This is a genomic window from Richelia sinica FACHB-800 (assembly GCF_014698825.1).
Classification (GTDB): Bacteria; Cyanobacteriota; Cyanobacteriia; order Cyanobacteriales; family Nostocaceae; genus FACHB-800.
In genome coordinates this window covers 352,075-368,429 of sequence record NZ_JACJTT010000002.1, presented here as the reverse complement: position 1 = coordinate 368,429, position 16,355 = coordinate 352,075, and the positions used below count along the sequence as shown (strand labels likewise).

Genomic DNA, 16,355 nt, shown 5'->3' with positions numbered 1-16,355 from the left:
TAGATTTTGGATTTCGGCTTGAGAATGCCTTTGTTGTCAGGCATTGAGTCTATCCATCTTTATGGAATCATTTTTAAACTTGGTATGAGAGTGTCCCTAAATAAACATATTGTAAAGAGAACGTCAATTTCTCTGATGAGGGGGAACTTGGTGTGTAAGATACATGTCTTGAACACCACTTAAAAATATATTTTAATGACAATGCTGAGAACACCGCTCACCAAAGTAATCAGATACTCATCATTGACAATACTGATGGTTTCCTTGACAGCGTTAATTAATACCATCGCTCACGCTCGCGAAACTCCCGGCATTTTTGATGATGTCACCATCAGTCATCCATTTTCCCCAGATCCTTTAATGGTCAGGGGGATGAGTGGTGGTTCAGTTCCTGCTAGTCAAGTAGCTGGGAGAACCGAGACTCCCACAGGCCCTTGTAGTGGATTTGTGGATGCAGCACCAGATCACACCCTGAAACTTGGTACTAAATTTGATTATTTGAAGTTAGTAGTGCAAAGCCCAGCCGATACTATTATGATTATCAAAGGCCCCGGCGGTACTTGGTGTAACGATGATTTAGACGGCAAAAATCCCGGTATTGTCGGTGAGTGGTTGCGTGGGACTTACCAAATTTGGGTTGGTTCCTACGATAAAGGCAAGTATCTACCTTACAGCTTAAAAATTACAGAAACAAAATAGCTGCGAACAGGGAGTACAGAAAGAAGAAGACAGAAGTTACAGAAGTTGCAGGAGTTACAGAATAATTAATGCCATTACTGCGGAATTCTTGCATTTTTAAACTTCTGTTCGCGCAACGTGCCATAGGCATACTCCTGTACGGGCGGGTTTACCAAAATTCTCGTTCATAGTTGATGATATCTGTAAACCCGCCCGTACTGACTTCTGTTCGCGCAGCGTGCCGTAGGCATACTCCTGAACTCCTGAACTTCTGAACTTCTGAACTTCTGAACTTCTGAACTCCTCTCCTTGCCGCAGAGGTGCAACCTTGTATTAGAATTAAGTTAACTTTAGTTAAGATTCTTGATAAAAATCACGAATCTGCCATAAAGAGGCTCCACTCTCATGGCAAAAATTAAACAAAATGGATTTATAAACATCCGTTGTAAAGCATATTGGCTCAAACAGGATGGGGCAAAATGCCTACTTTATCCTCAAAGTGAGTCAAATTGATATCTAGAGGCAAATTAAAGATGAAATTCTCTTGGAGAGTAGTAGCACTCTGGTCATTGCTGGCTTTGGTTATTGGCTTTTTCTTCTGGCAAGGAGCATTTGCAGGTGCTCCAGCTGATATGAATAAAAATGCTGCCAACACCCGCATGACCTATGGTCGCTTCCTAGAATACCTAGATGGGAATCGTGTTACCAATGTGGATTTGTATGACGGTGGTAGAACAGCAATTATTGAAGCTGTAGATCCTGATATTGAAAACCGCATTCAACGGTGGCGTGTTGATTTACCCGTGAATGCTCCAGAATTAATCCAAAAGTTAAAAGAAAAAGAAGTCAGTTTTGATGCCCACCCCATGCGGAATGATGGCGCGATTTGGGGACTTTTGGGTAATTTAATCTTCCCAGTATTGTTGATTACTGGATTATTCTTCTTGTTCCGCCGTTCTAGCAATCTTCCTGGTGGCCCTGGCCAAGCGATGAATTTCGGCAAATCCCGCGCTCGTTTTCAAATGGAAGCCAAAACAGGGGTGAAGTTTGATGATGTGGCTGGAATTGAAGAAGCAAAAGAAGAATTACAAGAAGTTGTTACCTTCCTGAAACAGCCAGAAAAATTCACTGCGGTTGGTGCCCGTATTCCTAAAGGTGTGCTATTAGTTGGCCCCCCAGGAACTGGTAAAACTTTATTAGCAAAAGCGATCGCTGGAGAAGCTGGTGTACCATTCTTTAGCATTTCCGGGTCTGAGTTTGTGGAAATGTTCGTGGGTGTGGGTGCTTCCCGTGTGCGCGACTTGTTCAAAAAAGCCAAAGATAATGCTCCCTGTATCATCTTTATTGATGAAATCGACGCTGTAGGTAGACAACGGGGTGCTGGTATTGGTGGTGGTAACGATGAACGGGAACAAACCCTCAACCAGCTACTAACAGAAATGGATGGTTTTGAAGGCAATACAGGCATCATTATTATTGCTGCTACCAACCGTCCTGATGTTTTAGACGCAGCTTTGTTACGTCCCGGTCGTTTTGACAGACAAGTAACTGTCGATGCACCAGATATCAAAGGCCGTTTGGAGATTTTACAAGTTCACGCCAGAAATAAGAAATTAGACGCTGGTGTATCCCTAGATGCGATCGCCCGTCGTACCCCTGGTTTTAGCGGTGCGGATTTAGCTAACCTCCTGAATGAAGCAGCTATTCTCACAGCCAGAAGACGCAAAGAAGCCATTACTCTCCTAGAAATCGATGATGCTGTAGACAGAGTAGTTGCGGGGATGGAAGGCACCCCCTTGGTTGACAGCAAGAGCAAACGTTTGATTGCTTACCATGAAATTGGCCATGCTTTAGTCGGGACTTTGTTAAAAGACCACGACCCTGTACAGAAAGTAACGCTCATTCCTAGAGGACAAGCACAAGGTTTAACTTGGTTTACTCCCAACGAAGAACAAGGGTTAATTTCCCGTTCTCAACTCAAAGCCAGAATTACTGGTGCTTTAGGTGGTCGTGCTGCGGAAGAAGTGATTTTCGGTGCAGCTGAAGTGACAACCGGTGCTGGTGGAGACTTACAGCAATTGTCAGGTATGGCCCGGCAAATGGTGACTAGATTCGGGATGTCTGATTTAGGCCCCTTGTCACTGGAAAGCCAACAGGGAGAAGTATTCCTGGGTCGTGACTGGATGACTCGTTCAGATTATTCTGAAGCGATCGCTTCTCGCATCGATGCTCAAGTTAGAGCCATTGTTGAGGAATGTTACGAAAACGCCAAAAAAATCATGCGTGAACATCGTAGCGTTGCTGACCGCTTGGTTGATTTATTAATTGAAAAAGAAACCATTGACGGTGAAGAATTCCGGCAGATTGTGGCTGAATACACGGATGTACCAGAAAAGCCCCAATATGCACAGCAACTGTAATCGTTAATCTATAAAATTCTCTAAATGGATGTGGTTTATTCGACCATATCCATTTTTTTGCTTTATATATATCTATTAACTGCTACCACGCACGATACAGATGAAAGATGCAAACAAATGTGTACCAATAGGAGATATAGCCTAAATGTGTTTCTATGTCTAGACAATCCATTCCCCGTATAGAATATCTCAGAGTCAAAAACTATCGAGCCTTGCGTGACCTAGAACTCAAAGGAATTACTCCCCTCACTGTCTTCTTAGGGCCTAACGGCAGTGGCAAATCAACTATTTTTGATGTTTTCGCTTTTTTATCAGAGTGCTTTACAGTGGGTTTGCGTAAAGCATGGGATAGACGCGGACGCTTTCGAGAACTGCGGACTAGGGGTGCAGATGGGGCGATCGTTATTGAATTAAAATATCGTGAAAAGCCAGATTTACCCATTATTACTTATCATCTAGCTATTGCAGAAACACCAAGAGGACCTTATGTAGCAGAAGAATGGTTACAGTGGAGAAGAGGTCAGACTGGTAAACCATTTAAATTTCTTGACTTTCAAGAAGGAGCAGGGCGAGTAATTACAGGTGAAAAGCCGGATGAACAGGATGAAAGAGTATTTGAACAACTAAATTCCTCTGAACTATTCGCTGTAAATACTTTGGGACAATTTTCTAAACACCCTCGTGTTAGTGCATTACGCAATTTTATTAGTAGCTGGTATCTTTCATATTTAAGTGCAGATAACACCCGCAGTATACCGGAAGCGGGACCGCAAGAGAGATTATCACCAACAGGTGATAACTTACCTAATGTAATTCAATATCTCAAAGAACAACATCCTAAAAGATTACAACAAATTCTTGATACTTTATCATGTCGTGTTCCTCGACTAGAAAGAGTAGATGCAGAAATGATGCAGGATGGACGGTTATTGCTGCAAATTAAAGATGCCCCTTTTCAGCAACCAATACTTGCGAAATTCGCATCAGATGGCACACTCAAAATGTTAGCTTATCTCACCGTATTATATGACCCAGACCCGCCGCAACTTGTTGGCATTGAAGAACCAGAAAATTACTTACACCCGCGTTTATTACCAGAATTAGCAGAAGAATGCCGTGCTGCTTCCGCGAACACTCAATTAATGGTAACAACCCATTCACCCTTCTTTGTGGATGGTCTCAAACCCGAAGAATTATGGGTACTTTATAGAGACGAACAAGGATACACTCAAGCCAAACGCACTGCTGATATGCGGGGAGTTAAAGATTTTATGGAACAGGGAGCTACTTTAGGTTCTTTATGGATGGAAGATTATTTTGAAGTTGGTAATCCTTTAATTAATGCCGGTGGACCGAAGAAAAATACACCTCAAAATCAAATAAAGTGGGAGTAACTAGACTTGCATATTGAGTTTTTAGTAGAAGAATCATCAATGAATGAAGCTCTGCAAAATTTATTACCTAAAATACTAGGAGAAAAAATTACTTTTGATATTCATTCCTATCAAGGTAAATTTGATTTACTGTCCAAATTACCTCAGCGATTGAGAGGATATAAATCTTGGTTGCCATCTGATCATAAAATTGTAGTTTTGGTTGATGAAGACCGAGAAGATTGTAAACTATTGAAGGAGAAATTAGAAAAAATCGCTATTGATGCAGGATTTAGCACTAAAAAATCTGTCAGTTTAGGTGATCAATTCCAAGTTCTCAATAGAATAGCCATTGAAGAACTAGAAGCATGGTTTTTTGGTGATGTACAAGCTCTTATCAATGCTTATCCTGGAGTTTCACCCAATCTAGAAAATCAAGCAAAATACCGAGACCCAGATGCAATTACAGGTGGTACTTGGGAGGCTTTGGAAAAAGTTCTGCAAAGAGCAGGATATCATAAAGGAGGTTTAGAAAAAAGAAAAGCAGCACGAGAAATATCACTATACATGAATCCATCAAATAATCGTTCTAAAAGTTTTCAAATATTCTACGATGGTTTATTGAAACTTATAATATCTTACTCATAGATGAATCAAGATATTCACTAATCTATTGACACAACCAGCATGTCTAGTCCCAATTGGTGACATATCAATCATTTCCCCCCGAATTAACTCGACTCTTTCATTTTCAGTTAAGATACCGACAGTAACCATTTGATGATATTGCTTCACTGTAAATTGGTGTCTGACTAAACTGATAGTCATTGTCACCTCCGCTTAAATTTGGGTTTTAACAAACAAATAAATCCGAAAATAGATATTTAATATTGTATCTAAAATATAGAAACATTCTCAAAATACTATGAATAGCAAAGCTCAATTATTAACTATTGCAACTATCACTGTCATGATTTCTACATTGACTGTAGGAACAGTAATTGCACAAACAAAACTCACCAGTCAAGCTAAAGTAACTACCAACGGTATTGGCCCGGTAAAAGTGGGAATGAATCTTCCTGAAGCTGCTGCCGCTGCTAATACTCGTTTATATGTCAGCTATTCTGGGAATGATAGTTGCTACTATTTAGAAACAGAAGGAGAACTAAAAGGGGTATCATTTATGGTGACAAAAGATGAAGCTAAAAGTAAGCTGCCCTATGTCACCAGCGATATCATTTCTAGAGTAGATATTGATACCCCAAAGATTACTACGGCTTCTGGAGCAAAAATTGGTGATACAGAAGCACGAATCAAATCACTTTATCCTGGACAAATTAAAGTGACATCTCATCAATATGTCCAAGGTGGACATTATTTAACTTTTATTCCCAAAAACAAAGCTGACCAAAACTACAGAGTCATTTTTGAAACTGATGGTCAGCGGGTTACAAGGTATAGAGCAGGTAAATTACCAGAAGTAGAATATGTGGAAAGATGTTTATAAAAGGCTATTTTAGTTTTGTCTGGTATTGACTTTTGGATCTAAAACGATGGATGAACCTGTTTCATTTACATGGTAAGTCCAAAGTTTACCTTTCACTTTCACAACTACTTCCCAACCTTCAATGGGATCAAATAACTGGATACAGACTTCACCAAAATTAAATTCACAGGCATTACCAAAGGTTTTCTTTGTCGATTGAGCAATTTTCAGCGATTTAATTGGTAAGCCAGAACGATTTGCTGCATCTGTTAAAACAGCGTTAGCAAGATTTTTGGGCAGTTCATTAGTTATAACTTTGGGATCTAGAAGGATTTGGGAACCAGATTTATTAACATGATAAGTCCAAGAGTCTTCTTTGACTTTTACTACGACTATCCATCCTTGAATCGGTCTATATTCTTTTGTACAAATTTCGCCAAATTGGAATTCACAGGGATTACCAAAGATTTTAGAGGTAGTTTCAATGATTTTTAAATCTTTAACTTTGATGCCAGAACGTTTGCTAGCATCTCGTAAAACTGCATTAGCTATATTTTTTGGTAGGTTATTTTGACTTAATTCTATCGGTTCGCTTCTGGGAATAGCTGTAGCTATTTTGTTGCTACTAATTACTAATCCACAGGTGAGTAGACTGGTGAGAGCAAGGGAAAACAGAAGGGATGTTTTGAGTTGGTAAGAGAAGGGGGATAGAGATTTCATGATGAATATAGATGTGCTGCGAAAAAGATGGTATTGTATCCAGTGCTCAAGACACCCAGAAAAGCAGTAAGATTCAAAATTCTGGTGCTGATGTGAGAATTCTCCCCACTGGACAGGATATAAATTATTTGACGCAGCATTTGCAACACAGTTTCCAGATTAGCAATACACCTCTATTTGCCGGCAGTATGGGAGTGATGGTTTCTGTTTTTAGCTGCCATCTCACTTACGACCTGCAAAAAAATCGCCCCCTGAGTTCAGGAGGCGCGTCGCCAATGGCGAGACAATGTATTAGCTGGCGATGTATTCTTTAACATTGGCTCGACGACGACGTAAATGAGCAAGAGCTTGATGCTCTAATTGGCGGACACGCTCACGGCTGAGATTTAACCGTTCACCTACTTTCGCCAAGGACATTTCGTTACCATCTTCTAAGCCAAAGCGGAGGGTCAAAACTTCCCGTTGTTGGGGGGTAAGTTCTGCTAATAAGTTATACAGGTCTTGGCGCAAGAATTCTTGAGTAGTGTAATACTCTGGGGATGGGCCTTCATCTTCTAGCATTTCTTGCAGTTCAGTGTCTTGGTTATCACCGACACGAATATCTAAAGACACTGGTTGACGAGCCATATTCAGATATTCGCGAATCTGAGCAGGTTCTAATTCCAGTTCTTTGGCAATTTCGCCGGGAGAAGGTGATCTTCCTAATTTTTGTGCCAATTCACGCTGCACTTTTTTGATTTTGTTCAGCTTTTCGGTAATATGAATTGGTAAGCGGATGGTGCGACCTTGTTGAGCGATCGCTCGCGTAATAGCCTGGCGTATCCACCAGTAAGCATAGGTAGAAAATTTATAGCCTCTGGTGGGGTCAAACTTTTCTACACCCCTTTCCAAGCCTAGAGTACCTTCTTGGATAAGATCCAAAAACTCCATATTCCGTTTCTGGTACTTCTTGGCAATAGCTACCACCAAGCGCAAATTGGCTTCAATCATCTTTTGCTTGGCTCGCTTCCCCTGTGCTACCGTCTGTTTAATCTCTGTTTCAGATTGATTAACATGGGTAGCCCATTCTGATAAACTAGGTTCACAGTCAAGTTTATTTGCTAAAACTTCCTTCGCTTCCAGCAAATTCATCATCTGTTGTACCTGCTTACCGTAAACTATTTCTTGCTCACGAGTTAGCAGCGGTACACGACCAATCTCCCGCAGATAGGTACGCACCATATCAGCTGTGAATTTGGTATTCAGATTTTCAGCTTGGGTGTTAATAGTAGGCATTGGTGTGTTGTCCTCTACTCCCTAAACAAAATGAGTATTTTCTCAACAATGGTTGGCGAGGGAGGGTAGTACACACATCACTGGACTTCGGGAGCTACCATAAACGATATATCTATCCAGCCTGTGTCAGGATGGTGTTACCCTCACATTAGGTTCTCCTACCCCTTTAAATTTTGGAATTTCTTAGAAGCACACCGTTTTCTTTTCCAGAATTCTTCTCTTCTTGAGTCGCTGACAGCAACCTATAAACGCAGAATCGGTATGAGTTTTACTTGCTTTTGATGGTATTAAAAACCGGGCCGATGGTAAAGGTGCCCACAGGATAAAGGAATTTAATTATAAAGCAAAACGGGCTACTAGAGATTTTTTCTTCCTTAAAGATGCTGACTATATCTATAGTGACGCGAAAACCCCCTCTTATGTTGCCCGCAACTAGCCGGATAACCGAACTTGAGAGGCTCTATATATGGAGGGATGTTACGAAACGGCGACTAGTTAATTTTAACTCGTCCCCAATGGAAATTTATTGAAAATAATTGTTGACTAATGATAAAGAGATTCCTAAAAACCTAGATCAGCTTTCGCTAGTTCTGCCGCAGCAAAAACTTCCGCATCGGATTTTTCTTCCCAGGCTGGGTCGCCGATTTCGGCATAGAAGGTGGCATCATAGGGACGAGTACGCACAACTACTGGCATGGGGACAGCATGACCTAAAATTAAGGCTTGTTGCTTGGAATCTAATTTTGCCAGGACGGAACGTAAACCCCCTGCACCAGAAACTCCCGTAAAAATCGCATCAATATCTTTTTCGTCGTTAAGCAAAGCCGTGATGCGGGTGCCAATCTGGGACATAACTTCATTATCTATCCCCGAAGGGCGTTGATCAACTACCAAAAGTGTTACGAAATATTTCCGCAGTTCTCTAGCAATGGTACCGAAAATGGTACTTTGGACGATCGCTGGATCTAGGAAGCGGTGAGCTTCCTCAATGGTAATCATTAGGGGTGTAGGTCGGTCTAAAGGGTTCTTACTTTGCAAGAACTTATCGGCTTTCTTGACGTAATGTTCGTGAATACGTCTGGTGATCATATTGGTCACCAACATATAAGACAGCATATTAGACTGGGAACCAAACTCCACTACTACATTTTTCCCAGCTTCCAAAGATTGCAAAATTTTATTGATGTAGTTTTGGGGGCAAACCGCCCGCATATATTTAAGACTATCTAACCGTAATAATTTACGCTGTAATGCCATAATCGAGCCTTTGTGCCCCCGCTTTTCGTCACAAAACATCTCGATATCTTCATTACTCATATTCAATAGCTGCACTATCCAAGACTTGCCAAATTCACTAAATAAAATATTGGCGTTATCTAATGCTGCGTCAGAAAGTCCTAAATCGCGACTACACAATTTAATATCTTCTACTTCGATTTGTTCATAGCTGAGATATAGTTCGTGGGAATCTCGCACACCACGGCGTTTGGTTGATTCTGGGTCTAGGGTGTAAACTTCGACTTTACCAGGAAATAATTGTTTGAGACCTTTGACGGTATTGACGTTTTTACCTTCGGCTACTGCTTCCCAACCATATTCGGAGTGCATATCAAAAATCAGGTTGACAGCAGCATTTTTGCGAATGACACCCGCTAACAGTAAGCGAGTTAAGAAAGATTTACCTGTACCAGATTTACCAAATACACCGTTACTTCGTTCTACAAACCGGTTTAAGTCGATACAAATCGGCACATCCATATCTAAGGGTTTACCGATAGAAAAATTCTTCCTTTGGGGGTCATCTTCCCAACCAAATACCCGTCGGAAGTCTTCTTCACTGGCTTCGTAAACTTGACTAAAGTGACTTGGGATAGTTTTGACAGGTAACAATTCCATCGTCGTACTGGTTTGGGGTTGAAAAGAAGCTAAACCAGTAGCAGATGGCACAAAGGGATTGGGAGATTTACCGTTAGTCGGGGAGTAGGTTTCTGTTGATTCTGGTGTAAACATCAGCATGGGTGAGAGGTTAATCATCCCATAGGTGCCGCTTCCAGCTAATACTTCTCGTAAAAAAGTATCTTCCCACCCTGGAGGACTGGCGAAAATTCTTTGGTTAGCTGTGCCTAAGGTTACATCTGTGAGCATACAGAAAAAACGCGATCGCATCCCTTGGACAACTAAGAATTTCCCCACCCGCATATCTTCCACAGAAATATCCGGGTGGAGTCTCACTTCTAAACCCCCAGTCAGCGAACCTTGGATCACTGAACCTAATGGTTGTGCCGAATTCATACTTTGGTCATTGGTCATTGGTTAGTTGTGATTCTCCTTCCTGTGTCACCCTATGGCTAACGCTGATGGGGAAACCCCCAAGACCGCCCTGACTCACCTGTCACTTATCCACTATCCCCTAGTCAATTTGAATTGTTGTTGGTGCACTGCCTGTAGGTGGTGTAGTGTTGGTTAACGGTTTTCTAAATTGTGTGTAGATGCGATCGCGCCAACTAAAAAATAGTTCATAATCAGGGTTATCTGCTAGTATGGGTAATCCTTTGCCCTGGAGAGATGCTGGCAAATCTAAATAATTGCCTTGGGGGAACTTTAATAAAATAGACAACCCAGCTACTGCTAAGTCTGCTAAAGTCGGTTCATTCCCCAATAAGTAGGGGCTATCTTTCAATAACTGGGTAAGATGGTCTAAATCTTGTTTTAAACTAGCGATCGCTGCATTCACCACATCCGGACTAAAACCTACCCCAAACCCCAACACCGTAAACAAATCACCAGGTACACCTTCCACCACAGTTTTGAAAAAATCTGGTGTAGACAGAGGTAATAAAGACTTACGGAAATTTTGGTCTTGGCTAATGGCAGCAAACAAAGCCTTTCTACCTTTAACGCCAATAGACTCATCGGCCCAGTCTTCTAATAATAGAGCGAGAGCACGTTTTTTTGGTTCTGTGGGTAACAAGGGACGGTCAGGATATTCTGAGTCTAAATACTTAGCAATTTCTGTTGAATCTACAATATATTTATGCCCATCTTTTAACACAGGGACTTGTTTTTGACCGGTCAAACGAAATAATTCTACCTGGCCAATACCAGGTGTCACCTCGATTTTGCGATAATTCAAACCCTTATAATCGAGAATTAGACGGACCTTTTCTGAAAATTGCGATAACTCCCACTGATATAATTCCAGCATTTTTTATACCCTGTAAATACTACGCTTAATCTTTGTTTATGATTCTATCTTTAATTTCCGTAATTTTGCTGTTAAAACCATGATTTATGCTTTTACACAAAGCTCTAGCGTATGTTCATTACCTAAAAAACTGGAAATTTTGAAAATTATATTCATAACTTTTTCAATTCTACTGTTAGGCCTAATCTTCTGTAAGTATTCCCTAGAGGATTAAGCCTCAGTCCATAACTTAAATATATATATATTACACATTCCTATAAGGAATATCCCTACATAACCCAAATTTCTCGATTAGTTATTTTGCTAATCAAAATGCTATAAGTCTTTATGTGACATCTCAACGATGAAAGAAAAACAAAATTTATGAACACCAATAACAGCAAATTTTGGCATCAGTTCTTAGGAAGCATGGGATTAGCTACCGTTAGTCTCTTCATGGCTTTACCATCTCATGCAGAATTAGTCCTCAAGACTGATCACAATATTTCTGCTCAGACTTATGATTTGACTCAACTCACCACAGCAAAAGAAACAGGTAACAAAAAACCTCAATTACAATTAGCACAAAATAGAGGAGGTAATCCCCTCAATCCTCGACCCAGCATTTTCAATGAACCTCCCTATAGTCGTCGTGGTAACTCTAGTCAAACTACACCTAATACCTCTCCTGCTTCTACACCAACAACTCCCGCAACTGAAGTGCCGACAACTCCGACAACGGAAACACCAGTTACTGCACCCACAACTTCCGAAACTAAAAATATCATTGAAGTAGCAAACGCTAGTGGTTCTTTTAAAACTCTGCTTAAAGCTTTAAAAGCTGCTGGATTAACTGATGTTTTACAAGGAAAAGGCCCATTTACAGTTTTTGCTCCTACAGATGCAGCCTTTGCCAAATTACCACAAGATGCTGTTCAAGACTTATTAAAACCAGAAAATAAAGAAGTATTAGTCAAAGTTTTGACGTATCATGTAGTTACAGGTAATGTACGTTCCAGTGATTTGAAATCTGGTCAAGTAACTAGTTTGCAAGGAGACCCTATCACAGTTAAAATCGACGAAAAAGGTGTAATGGTCAACGATGGAAAAGTGACTCAAGCAGATATTCCTGCCAGTAATGGTGTAATTCATCAAATTGATAATGTGATTCTCCCACCAAGTTTATAAGTCAATTGATTTCATCGATAATCCTTTAATCTTTGTAGGTTGCGTTGACACAAATAAGTTCAAATGAATTTGTTTCTTAACCCAACCTACTTTTTATTTTATTCATTGACTAGTGAAGATTTAGTAACTCTCTAATTTCTGCGAGAGTATAATCAATATATAAAGAAAAATCGAAATTATTAATATTTTTAAAACTTACCTCCCGTCCATATGCAAAACCCAAATCAAAAGATTGTAAATGGTTTTTGTTAAACCGACTTTTTCGCGGATAAAGATATTGAGAGATACATTTAAAAATTAAGCAATGAATAGGTTTAGTATTCATATCATTACCCATACAAAACCCAATTAAAAAAGCTTCATCTTCTAGAGAAAAGCCTTTATTTAATAAAATATGTAAACAATCATGGTTATAAAGACTAATTTTTCCAGGTAAAGCTAGAAAACTATCTGGATTTTCTAATAACCAAATTAAAAAAGGAATATCACTTTGAATATCACCTTTTAAAGTTTTCAAAACATCATTTAATTTTCTATCTTCAGAGTAATTATCTATGGCTACAACAGACTTTTGACGAAGTTTTATACCTAACTTAATACCCATCTATACACCCCTAAGCAATCAACAAATATAAACACAGATGCAGAGTAAAAAATCATACTTTTATCTTTTAACAAGATACTAGCTACTAGTAATTGACTAGAACTCATAGCTAGAAATATAAAACCATATCCACTGATAGAAATTTTTGAAGCTAACAAAATACCACCAATTAATGCACAGGTGCTGCTAGACCATTTCAAAAATACAGGAGTAGAAAATGTAGCTTTTTTGGATTGGTTGTTAGGTAATTTCATAGGAACTTGTGGATTTTAGATTTCGTCAAGATCATCCCAAATCCCTAACATATTTTTTGTTATTTATCTACATAATTTTTAAGCTAGATATAGTATGTAGTTTTTCTTGAATACGCGATTGTTCAAAATGATTCAAATCAAAATGAATCATGAATGGTTGGCTAACAATTTAATGTTATTTAATACCTATAACTTTTTTATAGTGTTGCAAAGCATAACTCAACCGCAAAAATAACTAATTTTACGGAGTATTCTCTCAAATTTTATGATTAAGCCGCGTAATTCTACTTAATATATACAAAGCTTATGGATATGATAGATGATTACTTAATCAAATATCATCCGTGGTGCGTTGATAAACGCACCTTACAAAACTGATCCAAAATTCACAGCTAACAGTTAACTATGATTCTTTGACAACTATCACTTCTTGGTCATGAATTAACGGTAACAAATGATCAAATAATTGCATTGCTTGCAAACAACCATTAATTTTATGCACTGCTTCATTATAGTTAGCAATTTTTTGTTTTACTGCATTCAATAACTGCTGATTATAAGCAATTTTTTCCTCTGCTTCCTGTTCCAATGTGTTCTCTAAATAAGCACGAGCACAGGGAAATTGTTGTAATATATAGTCAGCTTGTTTTTCTGCCATTGGTAACAGATGGTTTTTGAGGGTTTGGTTGATAGTTTGTCGAAAAGATTTACGAATTGTGTGGGAAACTTTGGGTTCAAAATCTAACTTTAATAATTGTCTAATGGCAGGTTCAGCTTCAATCATACTTTCTGCGTCGTAACCTTGAGATGTTTGTTGTAATGTTTGACGAAATTGATAAATAGAAAAAGTTCCTTCATCGTAGAATCTTGGACTTTCCCGCACGAAGCGATCGCACTCTACACTAGCAGCAGCTACCAAGGCTTGAGAAACCTGTTGTTCAATGGTTTTTACCTGTTCCTCAATTCCTCCATCTTTCCCTAACAATCGATACAATTGACGATAATATTCTGATTTGCGAATCTTATCCATTAATATTTGAAAAAGCTTATTGATTATTTGTTGGGTTGATTCAACTAAAATGTCCTCCAACTGATTTGCTAAGTAATAAAATGCCTCAACTAAAATTGCTAGTAAAGGTGCTGTGGCATTACGAGGATGGCTCAAAGTAGCTCGACGGTAAGCATCAGCTACAGAAAATGTATCTAACAATTCATCTAATCGACGAATCATTCTCACTTGTAATTGGCGAAAATCTGATTCAAATTCTTCACAGCCGTTATTAATTAAACTGTTAACTTCTGTATGAATATGTTGACTAAAATCCTTGCCAATTTGTTGGAGTTGCTGATTGAGACGTTGCAACTCATACTCTTTCATACTTTCAATTTCTTGCGGCTGACTTTCTAACTCCCGCTGTAAATTTTGATAATGATTTTTGAGTTTAATACAAACATCTTCTAAATCATCAGCCAGGTTTTTAAATAATTCTGGACGCTTTTGTTCAGTTAAGTAGCGAGTAATAGCTGTGCGAAATTCTTCAATCCCACTATCATGAATAAGTTGGTTAATAAGTGGTGTACCTTGTTCTGTGAGAATTCTTACATAATTTTCATTGGGGGTTTCATAGCCATTCAGAGATATACGAAAATGACTAGGTAGTTTTCCCGCATTCACACAATAATTATTAAAAGCGTAAACAAATTGTGGTGTTTCCTCAGTTCCATCTTCACCTTTCACCTGTTCCACGAAGATGGAATCTAAACCAAATCTATCTACTAAGCTAGTTTGTTTGATTTGACTACCAAAAAATCCTAACAGTCCACTGGTTTTATAAACTCGACTACTGTCTTGGAACTGTAGATTAATTAAATCGTCCAGACGTTTTCTCAGTTGGGGATTAAACCAAGTTTCATCAATACGATTGAAAACATAGAAAAATCGGTCTCTGATGCCCAAATTTTCCCGCATAGTTTCCAACAATTTGGTTTCTTCCTTTGTCATATCTCCTGCTGCGGCCGGTTTGAGGACACAAACGACAGCGGATGTATCTGGATGTTGAATTTTGGCATAGGTAAGTTGTGCATCTCTTTCTACTGGTGCATCAATACCTGGTGTATCTATTAAAACATTACCATCTTCTAATAATGGATGATGACAATAATATTCAATGCGTTTTAAAACCGCACTATTACTACCTCTGCGGGCATATCCAGCAGCTTCTTTGAGGTTAGTAAAATTAAAATCATCCATGGAATAAGTAGTATTTTGAACAGGATGCAAGCGATCGCGATTAGCTACGTATCCAGTCAATAACAGCATTAAAGCCTTGGCTTGTTTAGCTCGTTCTGACTTATTCTCCCCTCCTTCTTGCTGGACAATAGCCTCACAGCCTTGTTGAAGCAAGTCAATGACTTCTTGTTGATTAATATTTGTGACCGACTGAAAACCCAAACCTTGACACAAAGATATGGCTTGTTCGTAGATTTCTCTTTCACTCAAAAACGTCAAAACTACTCGTTCTTGATGAGCAGGTGCGTACTCAATTTTACACTCTGTCCCGGTAGCATGTCCCTCTGCACTGTACAGTAATTCCCGCTCTAACAGTGCATTGATGAGCATAGACTTACCCGCACTAAAGGCACCAGCAAAGACAATTTCAAATTTGGGTGCAACAGCTTTATCCAGGGAAGTTTGCACAGCAGTAAGATCATGCGATCGCAAAGCCGATTCTTGCTGTAACAAGTGTAATATAAACTCTACTTGACCTGGCAAATTCTCGCATTGAATAGACAAAGTTGACATACTGTATAACAAATATCATTAAGATATATTTTAATCATCTTATTTTTTACATAAACATAGTGTTATTACTGAGAATTTACTGGTTTTCATTAATTGCATAAACCCCAAACAGACCCATATCTAAAACAGCAGTAACATTTGTCCAACAGGAAATATCAATATAAATAGTTTCTATGGTTCTATGATTTGGCACTACATCGATAAGTGTAATCATCATCCGTTCTTTAGACCATGATTACCCCAAAATTATTGATTAGTTAATTAAATATCTATATAACAACAACCAACTTTACAAAAAAAATATCAAAAAATTATCATAATTCATATTTAAATCACTACTTGATGATGGAGATAGATAAATCTTCAATTA

17 protein-coding genes are annotated in these 16,355 nt (G+C 38.9%); 7 read left to right on the top strand and 10 right to left on the bottom strand.

What is annotated here, in order from left to right:
- Window positions 1-255 precede the first annotated feature (255 nt).
- A complete protein-coding gene (locus H6G73_RS03445) occupies window positions 256-699 on the top strand; it encodes a hypothetical protein (protein WP_390839075.1) in 444 nt (147 codons plus the stop codon).
- Here the strand turns inward: H6G73_RS03445 and H6G73_RS03440 are convergent.
- Window positions 683-823 carry a hypothetical protein gene (locus H6G73_RS03440; protein ID WP_190601538.1) on the bottom strand — a complete coding sequence of 47 codons (141 nt, stop codon included), beginning with the start codon at window positions 821-823 and terminating at the stop codon, window positions 683-685. The genes H6G73_RS03445 and H6G73_RS03440 overlap by 17 nt on opposite strands.
- Window positions 824-1,211: 388 nt before the next feature.
- Between H6G73_RS03440 and ftsH2 the strand changes: the two genes are divergently transcribed.
- The 3 genes from ftsH2 (at window position 1,212) to H6G73_RS03425 (ending at window position 5,119) form a co-directional block, all read left to right on the top strand.
- Window positions 1,212-3,098: an ATP-dependent zinc metalloprotease FtsH2 gene (gene ftsH2, locus H6G73_RS03435; RefSeq protein WP_190601537.1), complete on the top strand. Its 1,887-nt coding sequence runs from the start codon at window positions 1,212-1,214 to the stop codon at window positions 3,096-3,098.
- A gap of 155 nt (window positions 3,099-3,253) precedes the next feature.
- Window positions 3,254-4,492, top strand: coding sequence for an AAA family ATPase (locus tag H6G73_RS03430; RefSeq protein ID WP_190601536.1), 1,239 nt, complete (start codon window positions 3,254-3,256; stop codon window positions 4,490-4,492).
- A 6-nt stretch (window positions 4,493-4,498) separates the two neighbouring features.
- Window positions 4,499-5,119, top strand: a complete 621-nt coding sequence (locus tag H6G73_RS03425; RefSeq protein ID WP_190601535.1) for a DUF4276 family protein — start codon at window positions 4,499-4,501, stop codon at window positions 5,117-5,119.
- Here H6G73_RS03425 and H6G73_RS03420 read toward each other — a convergent pair.
- Window positions 5,114-5,299, bottom strand: a complete 186-nt coding sequence (locus tag H6G73_RS03420) for a hypothetical protein (protein ID WP_313946895.1) — start codon at window positions 5,297-5,299, stop codon at window positions 5,114-5,116. The two genes, H6G73_RS03425 and H6G73_RS03420, sit on opposite strands and share 6 nt — an antisense overlap.
- Window positions 5,300-5,396: 97 nt before the next feature.
- Between H6G73_RS03420 and H6G73_RS03415 the strand changes: the two genes are divergently transcribed.
- Window positions 5,397-5,978 (top strand): hypothetical protein, encoded by a 582-nt coding sequence (locus tag H6G73_RS03415; RefSeq protein ID WP_190601534.1) that lies wholly within the window; start codon window positions 5,397-5,399, stop codon window positions 5,976-5,978.
- A 9-nt stretch (window positions 5,979-5,987) separates the two neighbouring features.
- On the opposite strand, the gene H6G73_RS03410 is transcribed toward H6G73_RS03415, so the two are convergent.
- Window positions 5,988-6,677 carry a hypothetical protein gene (locus H6G73_RS03410; RefSeq protein WP_190601533.1) on the bottom strand — a complete coding sequence of 230 codons (690 nt, stop codon included), beginning with the start codon at window positions 6,675-6,677 and terminating at the stop codon, window positions 5,988-5,990.
- An 11-nt stretch (window positions 6,678-6,688) separates the two neighbouring features.
- Between H6G73_RS03410 and H6G73_RS03405 the strand changes: the two genes are divergently transcribed.
- Window positions 6,689-6,991: a hypothetical protein gene (locus H6G73_RS03405; RefSeq protein ID WP_190601532.1), complete on the top strand. Its 303-nt coding sequence runs from the start codon at window positions 6,689-6,691 to the stop codon at window positions 6,989-6,991.
- On the opposite strand, the gene H6G73_RS03400 is transcribed toward H6G73_RS03405, so the two are convergent.
- The 3 genes from H6G73_RS03400 to H6G73_RS03390 all read right to left on the bottom strand — a co-directional run bounded on the left by H6G73_RS03400 (window position 6,969) and on the right by H6G73_RS03390 (window position 11,157).
- Window positions 6,969-7,952: an RNA polymerase sigma factor, RpoD/SigA family gene (locus H6G73_RS03400; RefSeq protein WP_190601531.1), complete on the bottom strand. Its 984-nt coding sequence runs from the start codon at window positions 7,950-7,952 to the stop codon at window positions 6,969-6,971. The genes H6G73_RS03405 and H6G73_RS03400 overlap by 23 nt on opposite strands.
- Before the next feature lie 561 nt (window positions 7,953-8,513).
- Window positions 8,514-10,244, bottom strand: a complete 1,731-nt coding sequence (locus tag H6G73_RS03395) for a helicase HerA domain-containing protein (protein ID WP_190601572.1) — start codon at window positions 10,242-10,244, stop codon at window positions 8,514-8,516.
- Window positions 10,245-10,362: 118 nt separating this feature from the next.
- On the bottom strand, window positions 10,363-11,157 hold the full coding sequence (locus tag H6G73_RS03390; RefSeq protein WP_190601530.1) for a glutathione S-transferase family protein: 795 nt from the start codon (window positions 11,155-11,157) through the stop codon (window positions 10,363-10,365).
- Window positions 11,158-11,520: 363 nt separating this feature from the next.
- On the opposite strand from H6G73_RS03390, the gene H6G73_RS03385 reads away from it, so the two are divergent.
- Window positions 11,521-12,324 carry a fasciclin domain-containing protein gene (locus H6G73_RS03385; RefSeq protein WP_190601529.1) on the top strand — a complete coding sequence of 268 codons (804 nt, stop codon included), beginning with the start codon at window positions 11,521-11,523 and terminating at the stop codon, window positions 12,322-12,324.
- A gap of 109 nt (window positions 12,325-12,433) precedes the next feature.
- Here the strand turns inward: H6G73_RS03385 and H6G73_RS03380 are convergent, their stop codons facing one another.
- From H6G73_RS03380 to H6G73_RS03365, 4 genes are all read right to left on the bottom strand, one after another.
- Entirely contained in the window at window positions 12,434-12,928 is a 495-nt protein-coding gene (locus H6G73_RS03380; RefSeq protein WP_190601528.1) for a hypothetical protein, read from the bottom strand.
- Window positions 12,913-13,182, bottom strand: coding sequence for a hypothetical protein (locus H6G73_RS03375; protein ID WP_190601527.1), 270 nt, complete (start codon window positions 13,180-13,182; stop codon window positions 12,913-12,915). Before H6G73_RS03375 ends, H6G73_RS03380 begins: the two co-directional genes overlap by 16 nt.
- A 403-nt stretch (window positions 13,183-13,585) precedes the next feature.
- Window positions 13,586-15,985 (bottom strand): dynamin-like GTPase family protein, encoded by a 2,400-nt coding sequence (locus H6G73_RS03370; protein ID WP_190601526.1) that lies wholly within the window; start codon window positions 15,983-15,985, stop codon window positions 13,586-13,588.
- Between the two features lie 76 nt (window positions 15,986-16,061).
- Window positions 16,062-16,202 (bottom strand): hypothetical protein, encoded by a 141-nt coding sequence (locus H6G73_RS03365; RefSeq protein ID WP_190601525.1) that lies wholly within the window; start codon window positions 16,200-16,202, stop codon window positions 16,062-16,064.
- Window positions 16,203-16,355: the final 153 nt, after the last annotated feature.

Excerpts from the sequence above, each read along its gene's own strand:
- H6G73_RS03375 (WP_190601527.1), bottom strand. The coding sequence starts at position 13,182 with ATGAAATTACCTAACAACCAATCCAAAAAAGCTACATTTTCTACTCCT.
- H6G73_RS03400 (WP_190601531.1), bottom strand. The coding sequence starts at position 7,952 with ATGCCTACTATTAACACCCAAGCTGAAAATCTGAATACCAAATTCACA.
- H6G73_RS03380 (WP_190601528.1), bottom strand. The coding sequence starts at position 12,928 with ATGGGTATTAAGTTAGGTATAAAACTTCGTCAAAAGTCTGTTGTAGCC.
- H6G73_RS03385 (WP_190601529.1), top strand. The coding sequence starts at position 11,521 with ATGAACACCAATAACAGCAAATTTTGGCATCAGTTCTTAGGAAGCATG.
- H6G73_RS03395 (WP_190601572.1), bottom strand. The coding sequence starts at position 10,244 with ATGAATTCGGCACAACCATTAGGTTCAGTGATCCAAGGTTCGCTGACT.
- H6G73_RS03390 (WP_190601530.1), bottom strand. The coding sequence starts at position 11,157 with ATGCTGGAATTATATCAGTGGGAGTTATCGCAATTTTCAGAAAAGGTC.
- H6G73_RS03405 (WP_190601532.1), top strand. The coding sequence starts at position 6,689 with ATGTGCTGCGAAAAAGATGGTATTGTATCCAGTGCTCAAGACACCCAG.
- H6G73_RS03445 (WP_390839075.1), top strand. The coding sequence starts at position 256 with ATGGTTTCCTTGACAGCGTTAATTAATACCATCGCTCACGCTCGCGAA.
- ftsH2 (WP_190601537.1), top strand. The coding sequence starts at position 1,212 with ATGAAATTCTCTTGGAGAGTAGTAGCACTCTGGTCATTGCTGGCTTTG.
- H6G73_RS03440 (WP_190601538.1), bottom strand. The coding sequence starts at position 823 with ATGGCACGTTGCGCGAACAGAAGTTTAAAAATGCAAGAATTCCGCAGT.
- H6G73_RS03370 (WP_190601526.1), bottom strand. The coding sequence starts at position 15,985 with ATGTCAACTTTGTCTATTCAATGCGAGAATTTGCCAGGTCAAGTAGAG.
- H6G73_RS03415 (WP_190601534.1), top strand. The coding sequence starts at position 5,397 with ATGAATAGCAAAGCTCAATTATTAACTATTGCAACTATCACTGTCATG.
- H6G73_RS03410 (WP_190601533.1), bottom strand. The coding sequence starts at position 6,677 with ATGAAATCTCTATCCCCCTTCTCTTACCAACTCAAAACATCCCTTCTG.
- H6G73_RS03420 (WP_313946895.1), bottom strand. The coding sequence starts at position 5,299 with ATGACTATCAGTTTAGTCAGACACCAATTTACAGTGAAGCAATATCAT.
- H6G73_RS03430 (WP_190601536.1), top strand. The coding sequence starts at position 3,254 with ATGTCTAGACAATCCATTCCCCGTATAGAATATCTCAGAGTCAAAAAC.
- H6G73_RS03365 (WP_190601525.1), bottom strand. The coding sequence starts at position 16,202 with ATGATGATTACACTTATCGATGTAGTGCCAAATCATAGAACCATAGAA.